Raw genomic sequence first — 17,240 nt, forward strand, 5'->3', positions numbered from 1 at the left:
GCTTTTTTGATTATTGATTCTCGTCTGCGTCTTGCCGTTTGATGACTTTATGGCCGTCTTCTGATACGCCCTTTTTCCAATAGCTACTGATGTAGATATTTTCACGCTCTACTTCCTTTTCATTGCGGAAGTACTGTCTTAGTTGGCGCATTGAATCAAATTCACATGCACACCACACAGATGCTTCGCCTTCCAGCCAAGGCAAGCCTTGGATTTGTTCAGCAATAGACTGTGAGGCATCAAGCCAAATAATCTTGATGTTTTCTGGTGCATTAATCAGCTGGCGGTCTTGTTCTGAATCGACTTGAATAACCGCATAACCGATAGCCTGTTCAGGTAGACTTTGAATTTTAACGCTCAAAGCTGGCAAAGCGGTCATATCGGCGACCATAAAGAACCAGTCAGCCTCAAGGTTCATCGTAGAGATCGAACCAGGCCCCGCGATAGAAATGACATCACCAACCTGAGCGCTCATTGCCCAACGTGCGGCAAAACCACACTGCAAATCTTCCGTGATGTGGCGAACAAAGTCGACTTCAAGGGTACAGGATACAGGGTCAAACTGACGAATAGTGTAAGTTCGCATTACTGGACGTTGTTCTTCGCCTAGTTGAGTTAAATCGGTACCACCTTGTTGATTAAACAAGAGTTTGATGTAGCCGCCGATACAGTCGACTGGAAATTCAGCTAACTCGGAGCCATGCAACGTAATCCGTTGCATGTTTGGCGTAATAGTCTGTGTTGACTGGACGGTGAGTTGTTTTGCTGATGGCTTATTCATATTTCTACTCGATAACTATTCTCTTTCGCATTTAGACTAACAGCTCTTTCATCGGCGAGACAGTATCTTTAACAATATTTACATTGGAATGCCTGCTTACAGCATCGGTAAGGTTGAACCAACCAATAGTGCAGCCATCAGCATATTAAAACTTCTCACTCTTATATTGCTTGTTAACCAGCGCTGGAGCTCACGCCCAGCAATGATCCAGAAGCTTCCCGATGGGAAATTGACCAATAAGAAGGTGGAGGCGATGATAGACAGCTCCAGCCAACCGCCTCCGTTACTGTACAAAGTGACGGAGCTGAGTGCCATGGACCAACCTTTGGGGTTCACCCACTGAAAACTGGCAGCGGCCAAAAAAGTCATTGGCTTAAAGTTTTCGACGTCCTTTGCTTTGCCGCTCAGGGCGATTTTGATCGCCAGATAACCTAGGTATGTTAGGCTGACATACTTAAGAATTTGGTGAGTAACAGGGTAGGCTTCAAAAATACCAGTCAACCCAATACCGACCAACATCACCATGAAGGCAAACCCAAAAGCCACCCCTGACATATGGGGTAACGTTCGTTTATAGCCCACATTTGCGCCTGATGTCATCAGCATGATGTTGTTAGGTCCCGGAGTGAAGGTCGAGACAAAGGCAAAGAGCACCAGAGCGTTCAGTTGTTCTAATTCCATAATAATATCCCTTAATTTATTGGGTGGAAAAGATTGCTCAATTAAATAAATTGTCTGACCGGTCAAGTTCTATAATAGGTGGAATAGAACGCAATTTTGTGCTTTTATTCGAAGCGTAGGCGTAAATTGCACAATAGAGAGGCGTTATGGACAAGTTTGACGAAAGAATATTGCTTGAGCTTAAAAGTGACGGGAAAATAGCCAATGTGACACTTGCTGAAAGAATTGGTTTATCTGCTTCGGCGACATTAAGACGGGTACAAGAACTCGAACGGCAGGGGATGATTAAAGGCTACCGAGCTGTTCTTGACCGAACCCAGATGGGGGTTGGTTTTATCGCATATGTGTCGGTCGGGTTAGCGAGCCATCGTCGGCAAGCCCAGCTCGAGTTTGAGCAGCATGTTCGGTTTGTCGATCAAGTTGTTGAATGCCACAATATCACGGGTGCAAATGAATACTTGTTGCGGGTTGAAACCGAAGATCTAACCAGTTATAAAAAATTCCATGCCGATGTATTAGGTGAGTGCGCTCAGGTCAATGCAATTACGACTATGGTGGTCATGGATTCTCCAAAAGATCAAAGATAATTAAACAGGCGTATGATTTAATATTCTGAGTTGATTGTAAAACATATTGACAACAAGGAATGTCATCTATCTTTATGAAAGACTTGTTGTCTAAACAATGAAATAGATTCGACGTTCTATTTTAAATGTTGATGGGTAAAGACACTTTTAGTGTGCAGTACCTTTCTGATAAATAAGTATAAAATATCTATAAATTAGTCAAACCTGTCATTGTGCCGATAGTTATTAGTCTATAAAGAGCGATATTATATTAATTCCTCATAAGGGACCGAAACAGTGACTCCGCTCTTAAACAACATGTCTATTCGTGCTCAGGTTCTCTCCCCTGTCATACTGGCAGCGATTTTATTATTGCTCTCTTTTGGGGTGACCAACAATAATTTGGCCAATGTGCAGAAAAACTCAGCAGTGAATACTCAATCTTTGCTTTTCTATAAAGATACCTTATCCCAAATTAATGATGAAATTTACTCATTGCGTATACTGCCTATTGACGCCGATAACCAGATTCAAGTCGAAGAGAGGATAGCGCAGATAGAAGCTCATCTCTCCATGATGATGGAGCGAAAAACGTTTGCTGAGGATATTGAGAAGATCCGTGAAACCTTAGCTCGCTATGTCGCACTATCAACCCAATTCTTTGACGTCGTGAGGCAGGGGGAAAGTGGCACTGACGATGAACCACAGCAACAGACTTTCATTACTCAGCTCGGCGCTAATGTTGATGAGATGACAAAATTGCTCAAGGAGATGTCGAAAAAGATTGGACACTTCTCAGAGGTGATGACAGCAGAGAACCAGACTAACTACCAAGCAGTTCAAAAGACGGCATCCATCATGGTATTTACTCTGTTGGTCGTGTCTCTACTTTTAGCTTGGTGGTTGTCGGGCATTATTGTGAAGCCGATATTGACGCTGCGCATGGCGGTAAGCGATGTCGCGGAAGGCGATCTGAATGTGTCTTTAGACGTTAAGGGACGTAATGAAATTGCCCAATTGAGTCAAGATGTTAACAAAACAGTCAGTCGGTTACATTCGACCGTGCAAGCGCTGCGACAGATAAGTGAAGAAGTGTCTATTGCCTCCACACAATTGACTTCTGCTGTCGGCAAAACCGAAAACAATGCCCAGTTAGAGTTGAAGGAGATGGAGGATGTTGTGACCGCAATCGCTCAATTGACCGGCGCTTCTCAGCATTTAAGCGGTAATGTGCAATTAGCAGATACCACTGCTCAGCAAGCGGATCAATTGGCTCAGTCAGGGTTGAATGTGTTTCAACAAAGTCATCAAGTGAATCAACAGATGAGTAAATCGCTTGGCAATGCAGCAGAGGTGATACTCATACTGAAAAAAGAATCAGAAAATATTAATGTTGTGGTGGAGGTGATAAAGAATGTCTCAGAACAAACCAACTTATTAGCACTGAATGCCGCCATTGAGGCGGCGAGAGCTGGCGAACTTGGTCGCGGGTTCGCTGTAGTTGCAGATGAAGTTCGGATGCTGGCTGGGCGCACTCAGGAATCAACTACTAAGATTCAAAGCATCATAGAAGATATCCAGCACCAAGCTAATTTGGCCAACGAACGTATGCAGAGCAGCCTAGATTTGCTAGCCAGTAGTAACAGTCATTCACATCAAGTCAGTGAAGCTTTGATGGGCATAACGCAATCAGTGTCCGACATCAAGCAACTCAACCTGAAAGTTTCCACTGCGACTGAACAGAACTCTCTGGTGGCTCAGAATATTAACGATAACATTACAACGATGCTATCTCTGGTTTGCGAAAACGTAGAAGCAACGAGCCAAAGTACTAACGCTAGCACGACCTTATCTAAATTGGTGGAGAAACAGAAAACTAAACTCGAATTCTTTAAGCTTTAAATGTGTTGTCTATTGGCTTTATTTGCGATTGAGTGGGAAGTAATGATTTCACGTATGGTTTATTTTGTGATTATGTGTTTTTTGAATATAATGTAATTATTGAATGATTTCTATTGTGTTAAATTTGAATGAATGTTTATAAATAACAGTAATAGGCCTTCAATACTAAGAGAAATATGATTTTTTCTTGACCAAGAAAACCATCGTTCTAGTATTAGCGGTTACTATGGATAGGACGGTAAATGAAGATGAAATATATATGGGTACTGTTGTTGTCGCTATTTTTATCGGCTTGCGGTGGCGATGATGGGGATGGTGGCAGTGACAGTGGTGAAACGACTCAACCATCCAGTTCGGCCTCAACGTTAACTTATCGCTCGTCAAATCAGGGGCGTGCCTTGATTAATGTAAATGGACTCAGAGAAACCACATTAACTATAGAGAACAATGGCTCAGAGCAATTGGATCTAACGGTAGAAACGTCTGGATTGGCAGTGGGATTTTCGGTGACGGATAATCAATGTCAGGGAGTAGAACTCGCCGCGTCGCAGACATGCCAAATGACAGTTCAATATCTAAGAGATGAAAACTCTCAGGGTAGTATTACCGTCAGTGGTGTCGCTCAAAGTGATGGTCGTCGGACGGTATTGGATTTGCCAGTTTTTGGTATTAAAGATCCATTCGATGCAAATACCGATCAATACATTGGGCACATTAATACCAGTGACTTTTGTAACGCTATTAGCCTTTCTCTAATGGGGTGCGATTTATATAAGTTGGGTGAAGTAACGTCACCAGCTTCGGGTTCTTGGCACTCAGGAGCTGGGTCCTACACTTTCGCATTTAACGGGCCATTGATACAGACATACTACCCTGATTCTTTTCTTTTTATGACTCCATTGGTTGCGCGGCGTTCCTGTACTGCAGGAGAGTTTTATTATGTCGCTCAGTATGGCTTCACGACGTCAGGAACAATCAATACATCCAGTAATCAAGATAATGTCTTTATCAAGTATCATCCACTGATGTCAGATGGCATAGCCAATGGTGTTACAGGGCACACAGTTAATTTTTCTGGTCGGCTAAGTCTCACCACCAATCAGAATGACCAGTTTGCGGGCAATATCGCTCAGTCAGCTCATGACAGCGTTTGGTCCGGGCCAAGTAATGTACCAGCGTTACAGCAACTGCTTAATACAAATAGTAACGCCTATGTTAGCTCATCCTATACAGATACCAATAGTGGGCGAACTATATACGCTGTCAACAGCCTACTAAATAGGGATTATCTGCGAGCTTTACTGGAGTATTTACAACTGAACCCCGACCCACATGAAATTGATACCCCTTCAGATGCCCCTGGTTTGCAAGACCCTGTTTTTCAGGCCAGCGTGCTTCAGTATCGGCAAATGGTTGCTCAGCATTGTCAGACTGGCTTCAACTGATTTATTTTGCTGACGATTTTGAGTGATATTCAGTTGCTGGTGTCTTTTTAGCTCAGAATGTTTTAGTATGCCCAACTTGGTTCATTGAGAGGTTCATCTGTATTTGTACCTAAAAGTGAGCCAAGTTTGTATGCCTACATCTTTATGTTTTTTATAACTGTTTGTTATATAAAGATATTTCTACAATCAAGTGTTGCTTGGTGTGCAACACCACTGTAAAGGATAGTTAAATGCCTATTATTACTCTTCCTGACGGCAGTCAGCGTCAATTTGACAACCCTGTTTCTACTCTTGATGTCGCACAATCTATCGGTCCTGGTCTTGCTAAAGCAACCATCGCTGGTCGTGTTGATGGTAACCGTGTTGATGCTTGTGATCTTATCGAACAAGATGCGAGCCTAGAAATCATCACAGTTAAAGATGAAGTAGATGGTCTAGAAATCGTTCGCCACTCATGTGCTCACCTACTTGGTCACGCGATCAAGCAGCTTTTCCCGGAAGCGAAAATGGCGATTGGTCCAACTATCGATAATGGTTTCTACTACGATATCGACCTTGAGCACTCTCTAACGCAAGAAGATCTAGAAAAGATTGAAAAGCGTATGAAAGAGCTTGCTAAGACCAAATACCAAGTCATCAAGAAAAAGGTTAGCTGGCAGGAAGCTCGCGATGCATTTGAAGCTCGCGGTGAAACATACAAGATGGAAATCCTAGACGAGAACGTTTCTCGTGATGATCGTCCAGGTCTTTACCATCATGAAGAATACATCGATATGTGTCGTGGTCCACACGTACCACATATGGGTTTCTGTCAGCACTTCACGCTACTTAACGTAGCAGGTGCTTACTGGCGTGGTAACAGTGACAACAAGATGCTACAACGTATCTACGGTACTGCTTTCCATGACAAAAAAGCGCTTAAAGCGCACCTTACTCGCTTAGAAGAAGCAGCGAAGCGTGACCACCGTAAAATCGGTAAGCAGCTAGACCTATTCCACATGCAGCAAGAAGCTCCGGGTATGGTCTTCTGGCATCACAACGGCTGGTCTATCTTCCGAGATCTTGAAGTATTCGTTCGTGAAAAACTGACTGAATACGGCTATCAGGAAGTTAAAGGTCCACTAATCATGGACCGTGTTTTATGGGAACGCTCTGGGCACTGGGACAAGTACGCAGAAGCCATGTTTACAACGGCTTCTGAAAACCGTGACTATGCACTTAAGCCAATGAATTGTCCTGGCCACGTTCAGATCTTCAACCAAGGACTTAAGTCTTACCGTGATCTACCGCTACGTATGGCGGAATTTGGCTCTTGTCACCGAAACGAACCTTCTGGTGCGCTACACGGTATCATGCGTGTTCGGGGCTTTACTCAGGATGATGCGCATATTTTCTGTACTGAAAGTCAGATTCAAGACGAAGTCACTAGCTGTATCAAGATGGTTTACGATACATATCAGACATTTGGTTTTGATAATATCGTCGTTAAACTATCTACTCGCCCAGAAAAGCGTGTGGGTTCAGATGAAATCTGGGATCAGTCTGAAGAAGCGTTGAAACAGTCTCTTGAAGCGATGGATATTCCATACGAGATTCAAGAAGGCGAGGGTGCTTTCTACGGCCCTAAAATTGAATTTACGCTGCACGACTGCTTAGACCGTGCATGGCAGTGTGGTACGGTTCAGCTAGACTTCAACCTACCAGGTCGTTTGGGTGCGACCTACGTCGATGAAAACAACGAACGTCAAGTTCCTGTCATGATTCATCGCGCTATCCTAGGTTCATTAGAACGATTCATTGGTATTCTGATTGAAGAATATTTCGGTTTCTTCCCGACTTGGCTGTCTCCGGAGCAAGCAGTAATTATGAATATTACTGATAAGCAATCGGATTATGCTCAGGAAGTGGCCCAAAAACTACAAAAATGTGGAATTAGAGCTAAAGCGGACTTGAGAAATGAGAAGATAGGCTTTAAAATCCGCGAACACACTTTGAAGCGTGTACCGTATATGCTGGTTTGTGGCGACCAAGAGATGGAAGCCGGAGAGATTGCAGTACGTACTCGTAAAGGTAAGGATCTCGGCAAGTTTAAAGTGGATGACTTTATTTCTTACATCCAAGACGAGATCTCAAGCCGTAAGCTCAATCTGGAGGAATAAACTATTAAAGGCGGAAGACGCGGCCAAGTACCGGCCAAACAAAATGCTCATCGTTTAAACGGTGAAATTCGTGGCGTTCGTGAAGTTCGTTTGACTGGCGCTGATGGTGAATCAGTTGGCGTTGTTTCTATTCAAGAAGCGGTTGCAGCAGCTGAAGAAGCGGGTATGGACTTGGTAGAAATTAGTCCAAACGCTGAGCCACCAGTATGTCGAGTAATGGACTACGGTAAATTCCTCTTTGAGAAGAGCAAGTCTGCTAAAGAGCAGAAGAAGAAGCAAAAACAGGTTCAGATTAAGGAAGTTAAATTCCGTCCTGGAACTGATATTGGAGACTATCAGGTAAAACTACGCAACCTGACGCGTTTCCTTGAAGAAGGCAACAAAGTGAAGGTAACAATTCGCTTCCGTGGCCGAGAAATGGCACACCAAGAGATCGGTGTTGATGTTCTAAATCGTCTTAAGGAAGACACTGTTGATTTAGCAGTAGTGGAATCTTTCCCTAAGAAGATCGAAGGGCGTCAGATGATCATGGTGCTTGCCCCTAAGAAGAAGTAATTAACGGCTTACAAGTAATTAAACCCTGCCGTTTTTCAAAGCGGCGGGGCTTTATTCGCCCTGATTACATGTTTATTAAACTACTACAATGCGGAGTTATTCATCATGCCTAAGATGAAAACCAACAAAGGTGCTGCTAAGCGTTTCAAGAAAACTGCTGGTGGTATTAAGTTTAAGCACGCTACTAAACGTCACATCCTGACTAAGCGTACTACTAAGAACAAGCGTCAACTACGTCCAAACGCAATCCTTCCAAAATGTGAAGTGGCTGCAGTTGTTCGTATGATGCCATACGCTTAATTCTTTTTAGTTTATTTATCGTTTAGTTTAGGAGAAGCATAATGCCTCGCGTAAAACGTGGTGTACAAGCTCGTGCACGTCATAAGAAAGTTCTAAAACAAGCTAAAGGTTACTACGGTGCACGTTCACGTGTTTACCGCGTAGCTTTCCAAGCAGTTACTAAAGCTGGTCAATACGCTTACCGTGACCGTCGCAACAAGAAGCGTCAATTCCGTCAACTATGGATTGCACGTATCAACGCGGCATCTCGTCAAAATGGTCTATCTTACAGCCGTTTCATCAATGGTCTTAAGAAAGCATCTATCGAGATCGATCGTAAGATCCTTGCTGACATCGCGGTATTCGACAAGGCTGCATTCGCAGTTCTAGTTGAGAAAGCGAAAGCTGCTCTTTAATTAGAGTTAGTGATTAGGATTAAGAAAAGGAGGGCTTCGGCTCTCCTTTTTTGTTGCTATCATTCCCACACTTCATTCAATATCGCCAATCCCGTCGGTATTACTGTTCATCCATCGACAAGATGTTTTAATGTTGCCTATTTTCCCCCAATCAGTGATAGCTATATTTAACTCCCCAGACTGAATCTGGTTGATTGAGCGCAGATATTGCTACGACCTAGACAGAATTTGGTGGGTAAAGTCCTTACTCGTTTAATACCTATGTCGCTACTCGAACGCATCAATGGGTGGGTCTAGGTAGGCGTTCTGATCAAGCAACGAGGTGAGAGCCACACCATACCAGTCGAACAATCTTACGCAACATCGACTACACTCTCTAGAAGTGTATTTGACGAGATCAGATCATGATTGTGCGAATTATTATTGGGTTTACATTGTACTTATTGTTTGCCCAAGTAACGGTAAGTGCGAAGGTCGTCTGGGCTATTCAGGACGAGTGGCCACCCTATGTGATTGATTCACATGATGTCAAAGGGCTGGCACATGAGATTGTAGAAGAAGCGTTTGCTGTGCAAGGCTACAATATGAAGTATACGATTAAGCCATGGAGCCGTGCCTTACGAGAAGTGGCAACCCAACGCTATGATATTGCACTCACGGTGTGGAAAAGCAGTGAGCGATTGGAGTACCTCTACTATAGTGATGCTTACTTAACCAACTCACTGATTTTTGTGACGCTTAAGAGCAATACGTTCGATTACGACAATTTAAAAAGTCTGAATGGTAAACGAATAGGTGTCATTCGGGGTTATGCCTACGATGATGCTTTTATGCATTCTAATGACTTTGACCGTTTAGATGCAGACAATTTAGCGACTAACGTTAAGAAACTTAAAACCGGAAGAATTGATGCGCTAGTGGCAGACAAGATCTTTTTTCGCTGGTTTGTAAGGAATAGCGACATGGAGATTGATGAGTTTGCTCTTATTGAGAATCCGTTAGCTGCAAATCCCTTATACATAGCGACGAGTCGCGATCACCCCAAAAAAGAGCAGATTATTTCGGCTTTTAATTCAGGTCTGAAAGTGCTCCAACAGTCGGGGCGGATCTCCGCCATTTTTGAAAAGTACGAATAGTGTGCATTTCCAACCTGAATACGATTAGGGTGACATTATGGGCCGAAACAAAATGTCGCAACATCATCCACTCATACTGGTCTTTGAGGAACTTTGTCATGTACTTTAAGTGGTCACACTTCACCCTTACCTTGTTGTTGTTTTGGAGCCAGACGGTGACGGCTACCACATTGAAAGTATCTCAGGATTTGTGGCCACCTTACATTATGAATTCTGTGCAAGGCAGTGGTGTTGCCCATGATATTGTTGCCGATGCATTGCTGTCAGCCGGATACGAGCTAGAGTTCTCAATAAAGCCTTGGACTAGGGTACTCAAGGAGACCATGACTGGTCAAAATGACGTTATTGTTTCCCTATGGAAAACTGAAAAGAGAGAAAAATACCTTCTCTTTAGCGAGCCTTATACGAATAATGATATGGTCTTTATCTCTCGCAGCGAGGCACCATTTGAGTATCAATCAACCGATAGTTTGCGAGGAATGAGAATTGCACTAATTAATGATTATGCATACGCCAACAACTTGCGAGAGTACAAAGATATCATTCCTGTCCACACCTTAGATTTACCCAATAGCATCCGCTACCTAATGGCTAACAAAGTCGATGTGCTCGTGGCTGACGAAGCGGTGGGAAGGTGGACAGCCCATGGAATGAGGATACCAAAAGATAAACTCTACTTTAGTAAAGCCTATTTTGACTCAACCCCACTCCACGCTGCGGTTAGAAAAGATCACCCCGAAGCAGAAAAGATCATCTCGATTCTAAATAACTACTTTAAGAATCATGCGGAAGGTAAACTGGAAGCTCTGCACGTACTGTATGGATTAAAGGACTAAGTTGCAAGATAGAAAATGGGTCTCACTTTATGAGTTCATCTGCATAACAAGAGGCTGAGTAAAGCCTCGCCCCATCCATCTGTTTATTGTTCACTGCAAGCGGAGTCGATATATGACTCTCTAATATGCGGTCCGTACCGTAGTGTTATGGGCAGAGAGGCCCAGGCTTGGCAATTCGTTCAATCATATAGTCACCCCGAAGGTTACGATTGACCATCGCATGCCACGTTGCGCCGTTTTCGAGCGTAAATTCAATAGCATAGTTTATCCCACTGACCACTTGAGTTTTTACTTGGTTGATTTGCTTGACTGATGACTCGTTGTTCATTTGACCAAGAATGGTATCCATCGCTCTCATGACTTCAGGCGTTATGCCTGAGGGGGACCATCCACCAGGTAACCCTTTTTCCATGCACGCTGGACTTTTAGCCTGTTCTTGCTCAGGCTGCGATTGTTTAGCACAGCCTACAAGTACCAGCACAGATATGACTGACGAAGCAAAAATTCTGTTCATTATAATTATACCTTGATGTTAAGAGTGTAAGCGAAGCTTAGGTCAATCTATTACTAGAGTGAGTGGCTTCAATCATAGAGATTTAGATGTTCTACAAGTTAAATTTAGGTCAGAGTTGAGGATGAGGAAAGGGATTGCCGCTTCTCAGCATAGCAAAACGCAGTACTGAGGTGATATACGCTTTGTTCCAGTGGTTTCTATGGAATTTCAGCCAGCTAAAGGGTGTTTAAAATTCTGGTATTTAATTTGCTGGTCATTAAATAAGTACACACTCTCTTCAGGTGTGAGAGCTACACTTACAATGTCCTCAACAGTGTTGGGCAGAGGAATGGATAATGAAAAAATGGGGTTTGTTAACTACGCTCTGTTTTGCTTTAACTGGCTGTAGTACCAAGTTTGTGTATAACAATATGGATTGGTTGTTGGTTGAGTATCTGGAAGATTTTGTTGAATTGAATGACGAGCAAGAAGAGCTAGTCAGTGAAAAAATTGAAGTGCTTAGTGATTGGCATCGACGAGAAGAAATTCCCAATTACATTCAGCATTTAGATCAGCTCATTGCGCTTGACCCTAAATCGTTTACTGAAGAAGACTTAAAGCAGCAAGAAGTGCAATTCCAGAACCATACTCAAAGACTGGTCAGTCAGATAGCGCCAGAAATGTTTGCTTTAGCCAGTGAGCTGTCGGATGAACAAGCGGAAGAACTGATGAACAATATTCGTGTTCGACATACACGTTATAAAAAGAAATATCAGAAGCTCTCTGAAGACGAAATTCGTGAAAACTATGAAGAAAAGATCACTGAGAATTTTGATGATTGGCTGGGTTCTGTGACGCCAGAACAAGAAAGAATGATCTGGGAATGGACCTCTCAACTCTATGTAACCTCATATGACTGGATTGATCATCAAACCAAAATGCGAGTTGAAGTGAATGCTTTACTGACTAATCGCATGCAGGTGGAATACTTTAAACCCCGTTTCCAGCAGCTGATGTTTAACCCTGCCAGCTTCTATTCTACAGAGCTTGAAGAAAAAATTGGTCACAACAAAGCGATAGCAAACAAATATCTGGTTAGAATTATTAACTCAGTAACAGACAAGCAAACCGCTCATTATCGCCAAGAGCTACGAGATTGGAGAAGCGTTGCAATGGATATTCAATAGCCGATTTGTGCGGTAGAAGCTTGGTGAAGTACGCGAATTTAGTCGTCACTTTAGTTTACCTCTCTCATCAACACCGTTACATTAGTCTGACAACTCCCAACTGAATCAAAAAGATGGAATGGATTCTATTGTTTGTAGCCGGAGTGCTTGGCGGAATTCTTAACAGCGTTGCCGGTGGTGGAAGTTTTATCACATTTCCGAGTTTACTGTTTGTTGGTGTGTCTCCTGTTGTAGCCAATGCAACCAACACTTTTGCCGCCTGTGCTGGTTACGTCAGTGGTGCTTATGGGTTTCGACAAGACATAGCTAAACACCCTAAACCCATTTTGTTTACCGTCATCCTTAGCTTAGTCGGTGGCGCTTTAGGGGCTTACTTACTATTAAGTGTTTCTGAATCTCTGTTTCTAGAAGCTATTCCTTGGTTGTTATTATTTGCGACGGTGCTGTTCTTATTCGGCAGTACAATCAGCGAGTGGCCTAGAAAACTGATTCGTACTGGCTCTTTAAAGCCAGTTTGGTTGAACATCATACTATCCGTGGTTTTGGTGTTGGTCTCTGCCTATGGGGGCTTCTTTAATGCTGGGCTAGGGGTTATCGTATTGAGTTACTTGGTTCTTGCTGGGTACAAAGACATTAATCAAATGAATGGCCTCAAGCTTTTGGTGTCATCGTGTGTTTCGCTGACAGCCATCTTAGTGTTTGTTGTGGAGGGTTCTATTGACTGGCCCAAAGGTTTTATCGTGATGCTGGGGACATTGTCGGGGGGCTACGCTGCTGCACGGGTGTCACGTGACGTGCCTCAGCGATATGTCAAAGGCTTTGTGGCAGTATCGAGCATTTTGATGACCACATATTTCTTCTACGATGTTTATTGGGCGTGAATGAGATGATAGATCATGGTGAGTCATGCTATGTCTCAGCAATAACCATATAAGCCATCGTGAAATTCTGAGCTTGCTTGAAGTTTAGGTAAGGTGTTATTGAATATTTGATACGCTGAGCTTCAATACCGAAATACATGCCAGCTTTGTTCACCGTTTCAGTGGTCGCTTTGATCGCCAGTGACATGTTGTTTTGGAATGACAAGCGTAAAAAAAGCGATAAATACGAACAAGCCTGACAGCAAAAAGAGCGCCCTAAGGCGCTCTTCGTGTTTAGAAGAAACCGAGTGGGTTAACATCGTAGCTGATAAGTAAGTTTTTGGTGTTCTGGTAGTGGTCTAGCATCATCTTGTGGGTTTCACGGCCAATACCTGACTTCTTATAGCCACCGAAAGCAGCGTGTGCAGGGTAGGCGTGGTAACAGTTCACCCAAATACGACCCGCTTCGATGTTGCGACCCATGCGGTAGGCGAGATTAGCATCTCGCGTCCAAACACCTGCGCCTAAGCCGTATTCAGTATCGTTCGCAATAGCCAGTGCTTCAGCTTCGTCCTTAAACTTAGTAATAGCGATCACTGGGCCAAAGATCTCCTCCTGGAAGACGCGCATCTTATTGTTACCCTCAAGAAGTGTTGGTTGAATGTAGTAACCCGACTCGATGCCGTCTTTTTGCTGAGCAACTTCACCACCAAAAACTACTTTCGCGCCTTCTTGGCGACCTATTTCTAGGTAGCTCAGGATCTTGTCAAATTGTTCCTGAGAAGCTTGTGCACCCACCTGAGTGTCAGTATCGAGCGGGTTACCTTGCTGGATGCTCTTTGCGCGTTCGGCCACTTTGGCGATGAACTTGTCATAAACAGACTCATGCACTAACACGCGTGAAGGGCAGGTACAGACTTCGCCTTGGTTGAAGAAGGCCAATAGCGTACCTTCAATACACTTCTCCAAGTACTCGTCTTCATGGTCGAATATGTCTGGGAAATAGATGTTAGGCGACTTACCGCCCAGTTCCACTGTTGAAGGAATCAGGTTATCGGCTGCACATTTAAGAATGTGGTTTCCGACTTGTGTTGAGCCCGTGAAAGCGATTTTGGCAATACGGTTACTGGTGGCGAGCGCTTGACCCGCTTCACTACCAAATCCATTGACGACGTTTACCACGCCTGCTGGAATCAGATCACCGATCTTTTCCATCAAAAGCAAGATAGAAGTTGGGGTTTGCTCAGCAGGTTTCAAAATCACACAACAACCTGCCGCGAGCGCTGGAGCCAGTTTCCATGCGGCCATCAGCATAGGGAAGTTCCATGGAATGATCTGGCCGACAACACCAATAGGTTCAGGGAAATGGTAGCTCGCGGTATTCACATCAAGCTCGGCTGCGCTGCCTTCTTGAGCGCGGATACAGCCCGCAAAGTAGCGGAAATGGTCGACTACAAGAGGAAGATCTGCCGCAAGAGTTTCACGCACTGGTTTGCCGTTTTCCCATGTTTCAGCTACTGCTAATTCTTCAAGGTGCTGCTCAATGCGATCGGCAATCTTGAGGAGAATATTGGAACGCTCTGTTACGCTCGTGGCTGCCCAACTTGCTCTGACATTATGAGCCGCATCAAGTGCCAGGTTGATATCTGCCTCACCTGAACGAGCCACTTTACAGTAAGCTTGCCCATTGACTGGTGAAGTGTTGTCAAAGTATTCGCCAGACACAGGCTTCACCCATTCTCCACCAATGTAGTTGTCGTAATGGGTTTTGAAGTTAACCACAGAATCCTGACTGCCTGGTTGTGCGTAAATCATAGAAATATCCTTATTATTTTCTCGTTCAAGTTATTTTTGAAGCTGCCACTAACCGGTGAACACTTCAGTTACCATTCATCTAACTAACGCAAATCACAGACCAATTGTTAAAAACTTGTTGTGACTTTGTTCTGGCGCTAGAGTGTTTAAGGCTTAGACTGTGTTGTTTTAAACGCATGGAGATGGAATTGGGTGTTAACAAAATGTTCACCTGTTCCAAAATGGCACACCCCAAATGCTCAAGAGTGGAACAGGTATGGAACTACAAACCCATCAACCAGACAGTTGGCTCATGTCCTCATGGCAGAGAAGTACTAATGCGGGCCTCAAACAGGTAAAGAAACCTGAAGACATTAATGTGTCTAATGCGCTGCTTAAAGAGCGACGTTATAAAGCTCAAGGCGTGATTGAGGCTGTGGAGCAGTGCGCTTTGCCTTTGTTTAATCAAGTTCTTTCTCGAACAGATAGCCGGTTGATTTTGACGGATGATGAAGGGGTCATTCTTGCGAGTTGGGGGCAGGAAAGATTCCGAGAAAAGTTGATGTCGATAGCGCTGGATTCAGGCAGTTGCTGGCAGGAAAGGCTGAAAGGGACGAATGCGATTGGAACGGCACTGTTCGAAAAGAAAGCAGTGTCTATTATTGGGGAGCAGCACTTTATCAAACAGCATCGCTTCATTAGTTGCTCGGCGAGCCCGTTATTTAACCATCGTGGTGAGCTGGTTGGTATTCTCGATATAACCAGTGAGCAAAGCAAACATGATGTGACTACGCAGCTGTTGGTCCAGAACATGGTGCAGCTGATTGAAAACTACCTGTTGACGCAAATCCCTGAGGGAGTATTGCAAATCAACCTTGCGCACAATGAATCAGTTTTGAAGAGTGGCTGGCAAGGCATAGTGATTGCTGATGAAAATGGTCAGGTGGTGGCACACAATCAGGTCGCCACTCAATTTATCCCTAAGGCAGCACTTGTTGGAGAGCATGTCGAGAGCCTTCTCAAGCAACCAGAGCAGAGCCCGCAGTTCGTCTTCGAAAAACGGACCTTAGGCCAGAAGCCAGTCCAGAAAAAATGGCTCAGCGTATCGAGTGAACTTCACTATGGTGATCACCAAGTTGAACAAGCGTGGCAACAGGCAAATAAAGTGTTGGGCTGTGATATTAGTCTGTTAATTCTCGGAGAAACTGGGGTTGGTAAAGGCGAATTCGTCAAAGCGCTACACAAACACAGTGCTCGATGTAAACAGTCGCTTGTCACCGTTAATTGCGGGGCACTACCTAAAGATTTAATTGAATCCGAGCTATTTGGTCATGCGTCTGGAGCGTTCACTGGAGCGAGTAAGCACGGCTACTCAGGGCGGATTAGACAAGCGGATAAAGGTATCTTATTTCTGGATGAAATCGGAGAAATGCCGCTTGATGCGCAGTGCCGTTTGCTGTCTGTCCTGCAAGACAAAGTGGTTATGCCTGTGGGTTCGGCTCAATCCTATCAAGTGGACATTCAGGTGATTGCCGCAACGCATCAGGATTTAAACCAACTGGTCGCCCAGGGGCGCTTTAGGCAGGATCTTTACTATCGATTGAATGGCTTAGTGATCACTTTACCTTCACTATATCAGCGCGAGGACAAAGCGGCGCTGATCCGTGCTATTCACGCAAAACACCAACAAAACTCTCAGCAAATCTCGGCGTCGCTAATGCCGTTATTGCTCAATTATCGTTGGCCAGGCAATCTGAGAGAGTTGGATAACCTTCTTAAAGTCACAAGCTTGATTGCTAGTGATGTGGAAGAAATCAGTATTGAGCATGTGCCTACTCACTTTGCCCAGCCATTGTTAGAAAACACTCTGGTAGAAAGTGAAGTGGTAGAACAGGATTTGAAATCAACGCTTGATAGCACATTGGTCGACACCTACCATGCACACAATGGCAATGTCAGCAAGGTGTCCCGAGTATTGAGAATCAGCCGGAACACCGTTTATCGAAAGCTCAAAGCATTGGGGGTTATCAAAGCAAAATGAGAGACGAGCGTGGGCATTATGATTGGACATTCATGCCAGTGAAACGAGCTCATTGACGCAGGTATATTGACGGCATTTGATGATTCGTCATCTGCACTTTACCTCCTGA

The 17,240-nt window shown here is 44.1% G+C and carries 17 protein-coding genes; 12 read left to right on the forward strand and 5 right to left on the reverse strand.

The window, feature by feature from the left end:
- Window positions 1-10: 10 nt before the first annotated feature.
- Both OH455_RS12075 and OH455_RS12080 read right to left on the reverse strand, forming a co-directional pair.
- The gene (locus OH455_RS12075) at window positions 11-781 is read right to left on the reverse strand and encodes a siderophore-interacting protein (RefSeq protein WP_269981565.1); all 771 of its coding nucleotides are present in this window, start codon (window positions 779-781) and stop codon (window positions 11-13) included.
- A gap of 96 nt (window positions 782-877) precedes the next feature.
- On the reverse strand, window positions 878-1,462 hold the full coding sequence (locus OH455_RS12080) for a LysE family translocator (RefSeq protein WP_269981566.1): 585 nt from the start codon (window positions 1,460-1,462) through the stop codon (window positions 878-880).
- A 146-nt stretch (window positions 1,463-1,608) separates the two neighbouring features.
- On the opposite strand from OH455_RS12080, the gene OH455_RS12085 reads away from it, so the two are divergent.
- The 9 genes from OH455_RS12085 to OH455_RS12125 all read left to right on the forward strand — a co-directional run bounded on the left by OH455_RS12085 (window position 1,609) and on the right by OH455_RS12125 (window position 10,756).
- Window positions 1,609-2,049 (forward strand): Lrp/AsnC family transcriptional regulator, encoded by a 441-nt coding sequence (locus OH455_RS12085; RefSeq protein ID WP_206371448.1) that lies wholly within the window; start codon window positions 1,609-1,611, stop codon window positions 2,047-2,049.
- A gap of 276 nt (window positions 2,050-2,325) precedes the next feature.
- Window positions 2,326-3,930: a methyl-accepting chemotaxis protein gene (locus OH455_RS12090; RefSeq protein ID WP_269981567.1), complete on the forward strand. Its 1,605-nt coding sequence runs from the start codon at window positions 2,326-2,328 to the stop codon at window positions 3,928-3,930.
- A 242-nt stretch (window positions 3,931-4,172) separates the two neighbouring features.
- Window positions 4,173-5,375, forward strand: coding sequence for a hypothetical protein (locus OH455_RS12095; RefSeq protein ID WP_269981568.1), 1,203 nt, complete (start codon window positions 4,173-4,175; stop codon window positions 5,373-5,375).
- Between the two features lie 230 nt (window positions 5,376-5,605).
- Window positions 5,606-7,534 carry a threonine--tRNA ligase gene (thrS, locus tag OH455_RS12100; RefSeq protein ID WP_045976424.1) on the forward strand — a complete coding sequence of 643 codons (1,929 nt, stop codon included), beginning with the start codon at window positions 5,606-5,608 and terminating at the stop codon, window positions 7,532-7,534.
- Between the two features lie 3 nt (window positions 7,535-7,537).
- A complete protein-coding gene (gene infC, locus OH455_RS12105) occupies window positions 7,538-8,089 on the forward strand; it encodes a translation initiation factor IF-3 (RefSeq protein WP_071881323.1) in 552 nt (183 codons plus the stop codon).
- 105 nt (window positions 8,090-8,194) lie between these two features.
- A complete protein-coding gene (gene rpmI, locus OH455_RS12110) occupies window positions 8,195-8,389 on the forward strand; it encodes a 50S ribosomal protein L35 (protein WP_019275792.1) in 195 nt (64 codons plus the stop codon).
- Between the two features lie 41 nt (window positions 8,390-8,430).
- Window positions 8,431-8,784 (forward strand): 50S ribosomal protein L20, encoded by a 354-nt coding sequence (gene rplT, locus OH455_RS12115; protein WP_004401084.1) that lies wholly within the window; start codon window positions 8,431-8,433, stop codon window positions 8,782-8,784.
- A gap of 404 nt (window positions 8,785-9,188) precedes the next feature.
- Window positions 9,189-9,920: a substrate-binding periplasmic protein gene (locus OH455_RS12120; RefSeq protein ID WP_206371451.1), complete on the forward strand. Its 732-nt coding sequence runs from the start codon at window positions 9,189-9,191 to the stop codon at window positions 9,918-9,920.
- Between the two features lie 98 nt (window positions 9,921-10,018).
- Window positions 10,019-10,756, forward strand: a complete 738-nt coding sequence (locus OH455_RS12125; RefSeq protein ID WP_269981569.1) for a substrate-binding periplasmic protein — start codon at window positions 10,019-10,021, stop codon at window positions 10,754-10,756.
- Between the two features lie 145 nt (window positions 10,757-10,901).
- Here the strand turns inward: OH455_RS12125 and OH455_RS12130 are convergent, their stop codons facing one another.
- On the reverse strand, window positions 10,902-11,270 hold the full coding sequence (locus OH455_RS12130) for a cystatin family protein (RefSeq protein WP_269981570.1): 369 nt from the start codon (window positions 11,268-11,270) through the stop codon (window positions 10,902-10,904).
- A gap of 335 nt (window positions 11,271-11,605) precedes the next feature.
- Here OH455_RS12130 and OH455_RS12135 point away from each other — a divergent pair, with 335 nt between their 5' ends.
- Window positions 11,606-12,436: a DUF6279 family lipoprotein gene (locus tag OH455_RS12135; RefSeq protein WP_269981571.1), complete on the forward strand. Its 831-nt coding sequence runs from the start codon at window positions 11,606-11,608 to the stop codon at window positions 12,434-12,436.
- Window positions 12,437-12,549: 113 nt separating this feature from the next.
- Entirely contained in the window at window positions 12,550-13,317 is a 768-nt protein-coding gene (locus OH455_RS12140) for a sulfite exporter TauE/SafE family protein (protein WP_269981572.1), read from the forward strand.
- 28 nt (window positions 13,318-13,345) lie between these two features.
- Here the strand turns inward: OH455_RS12140 and OH455_RS12145 are convergent, their stop codons facing one another.
- Window positions 13,346-13,504 (reverse strand): hypothetical protein, encoded by a 159-nt coding sequence (locus OH455_RS12145; RefSeq protein WP_269981573.1) that lies wholly within the window; start codon window positions 13,502-13,504, stop codon window positions 13,346-13,348.
- 86 nt (window positions 13,505-13,590) lie between these two features.
- Complete coding sequence (gene exaC, locus OH455_RS12150) at window positions 13,591-15,111, reverse strand: acetaldehyde dehydrogenase ExaC (protein ID WP_269981574.1); 1,521 nt, start codon at window positions 15,109-15,111, stop codon at window positions 13,591-13,593.
- Window positions 15,112-15,367: 256 nt separating this feature from the next.
- Here exaC and OH455_RS12155 point away from each other — a divergent pair, with 256 nt between their 5' ends.
- Window positions 15,368-17,131, forward strand: a complete 1,764-nt coding sequence (locus tag OH455_RS12155; protein WP_269981575.1) for a sigma-54-dependent Fis family transcriptional regulator — start codon at window positions 15,368-15,370, stop codon at window positions 17,129-17,131.
- Window positions 17,132-17,240 lie beyond the last annotated feature (109 nt).

This window comes from Vibrio sp. T11.5, assembly GCF_027587155.1.
GTDB lineage: Bacteria > Pseudomonadota > Gammaproteobacteria > Enterobacterales > Vibrionaceae > Vibrio > Vibrio neptunius.

Excerpts from the sequence above, each read along its gene's own strand:
- OH455_RS12120 (WP_206371451.1), top strand. The coding sequence starts at position 9,189 with ATGATTGTGCGAATTATTATTGGGTTTACATTGTACTTATTGTTTGCC.
- OH455_RS12130 (WP_269981570.1), bottom strand. The coding sequence starts at position 11,270 with ATGAACAGAATTTTTGCTTCGTCAGTCATATCTGTGCTGGTACTTGTA.
- OH455_RS12125 (WP_269981569.1), top strand. The coding sequence starts at position 10,019 with ATGTACTTTAAGTGGTCACACTTCACCCTTACCTTGTTGTTGTTTTGG.
- OH455_RS12140 (WP_269981572.1), top strand. The coding sequence starts at position 12,550 with ATGGAATGGATTCTATTGTTTGTAGCCGGAGTGCTTGGCGGAATTCTT.
- exaC (WP_269981574.1), bottom strand. The coding sequence starts at position 15,111 with ATGATTTACGCACAACCAGGCAGTCAGGATTCTGTGGTTAACTTCAAA.
- OH455_RS12080 (WP_269981566.1), bottom strand. The coding sequence starts at position 1,462 with ATGGAATTAGAACAACTGAACGCTCTGGTGCTCTTTGCCTTTGTCTCG.
- thrS (WP_045976424.1), top strand. The coding sequence starts at position 5,606 with ATGCCTATTATTACTCTTCCTGACGGCAGTCAGCGTCAATTTGACAAC.
- OH455_RS12075 (WP_269981565.1), bottom strand. The coding sequence starts at position 781 with ATGAATAAGCCATCAGCAAAACAACTCACCGTCCAGTCAACACAGACT.
- OH455_RS12155 (WP_269981575.1), top strand. The coding sequence starts at position 15,368 with ATGGAACTACAAACCCATCAACCAGACAGTTGGCTCATGTCCTCATGG.
- OH455_RS12145 (WP_269981573.1), bottom strand. The coding sequence starts at position 13,504 with ATGTCACTGGCGATCAAAGCGACCACTGAAACGGTGAACAAAGCTGGC.
- OH455_RS12095 (WP_269981568.1), top strand. The coding sequence starts at position 4,173 with ATGAAGATGAAATATATATGGGTACTGTTGTTGTCGCTATTTTTATCG.
- rplT (WP_004401084.1), top strand. The coding sequence starts at position 8,431 with ATGCCTCGCGTAAAACGTGGTGTACAAGCTCGTGCACGTCATAAGAAA.
- OH455_RS12135 (WP_269981571.1), top strand. The coding sequence starts at position 11,606 with ATGAAAAAATGGGGTTTGTTAACTACGCTCTGTTTTGCTTTAACTGGC.
- OH455_RS12085 (WP_206371448.1), top strand. The coding sequence starts at position 1,609 with ATGGACAAGTTTGACGAAAGAATATTGCTTGAGCTTAAAAGTGACGGG.
- rpmI (WP_019275792.1), top strand. The coding sequence starts at position 8,195 with ATGCCTAAGATGAAAACCAACAAAGGTGCTGCTAAGCGTTTCAAGAAA.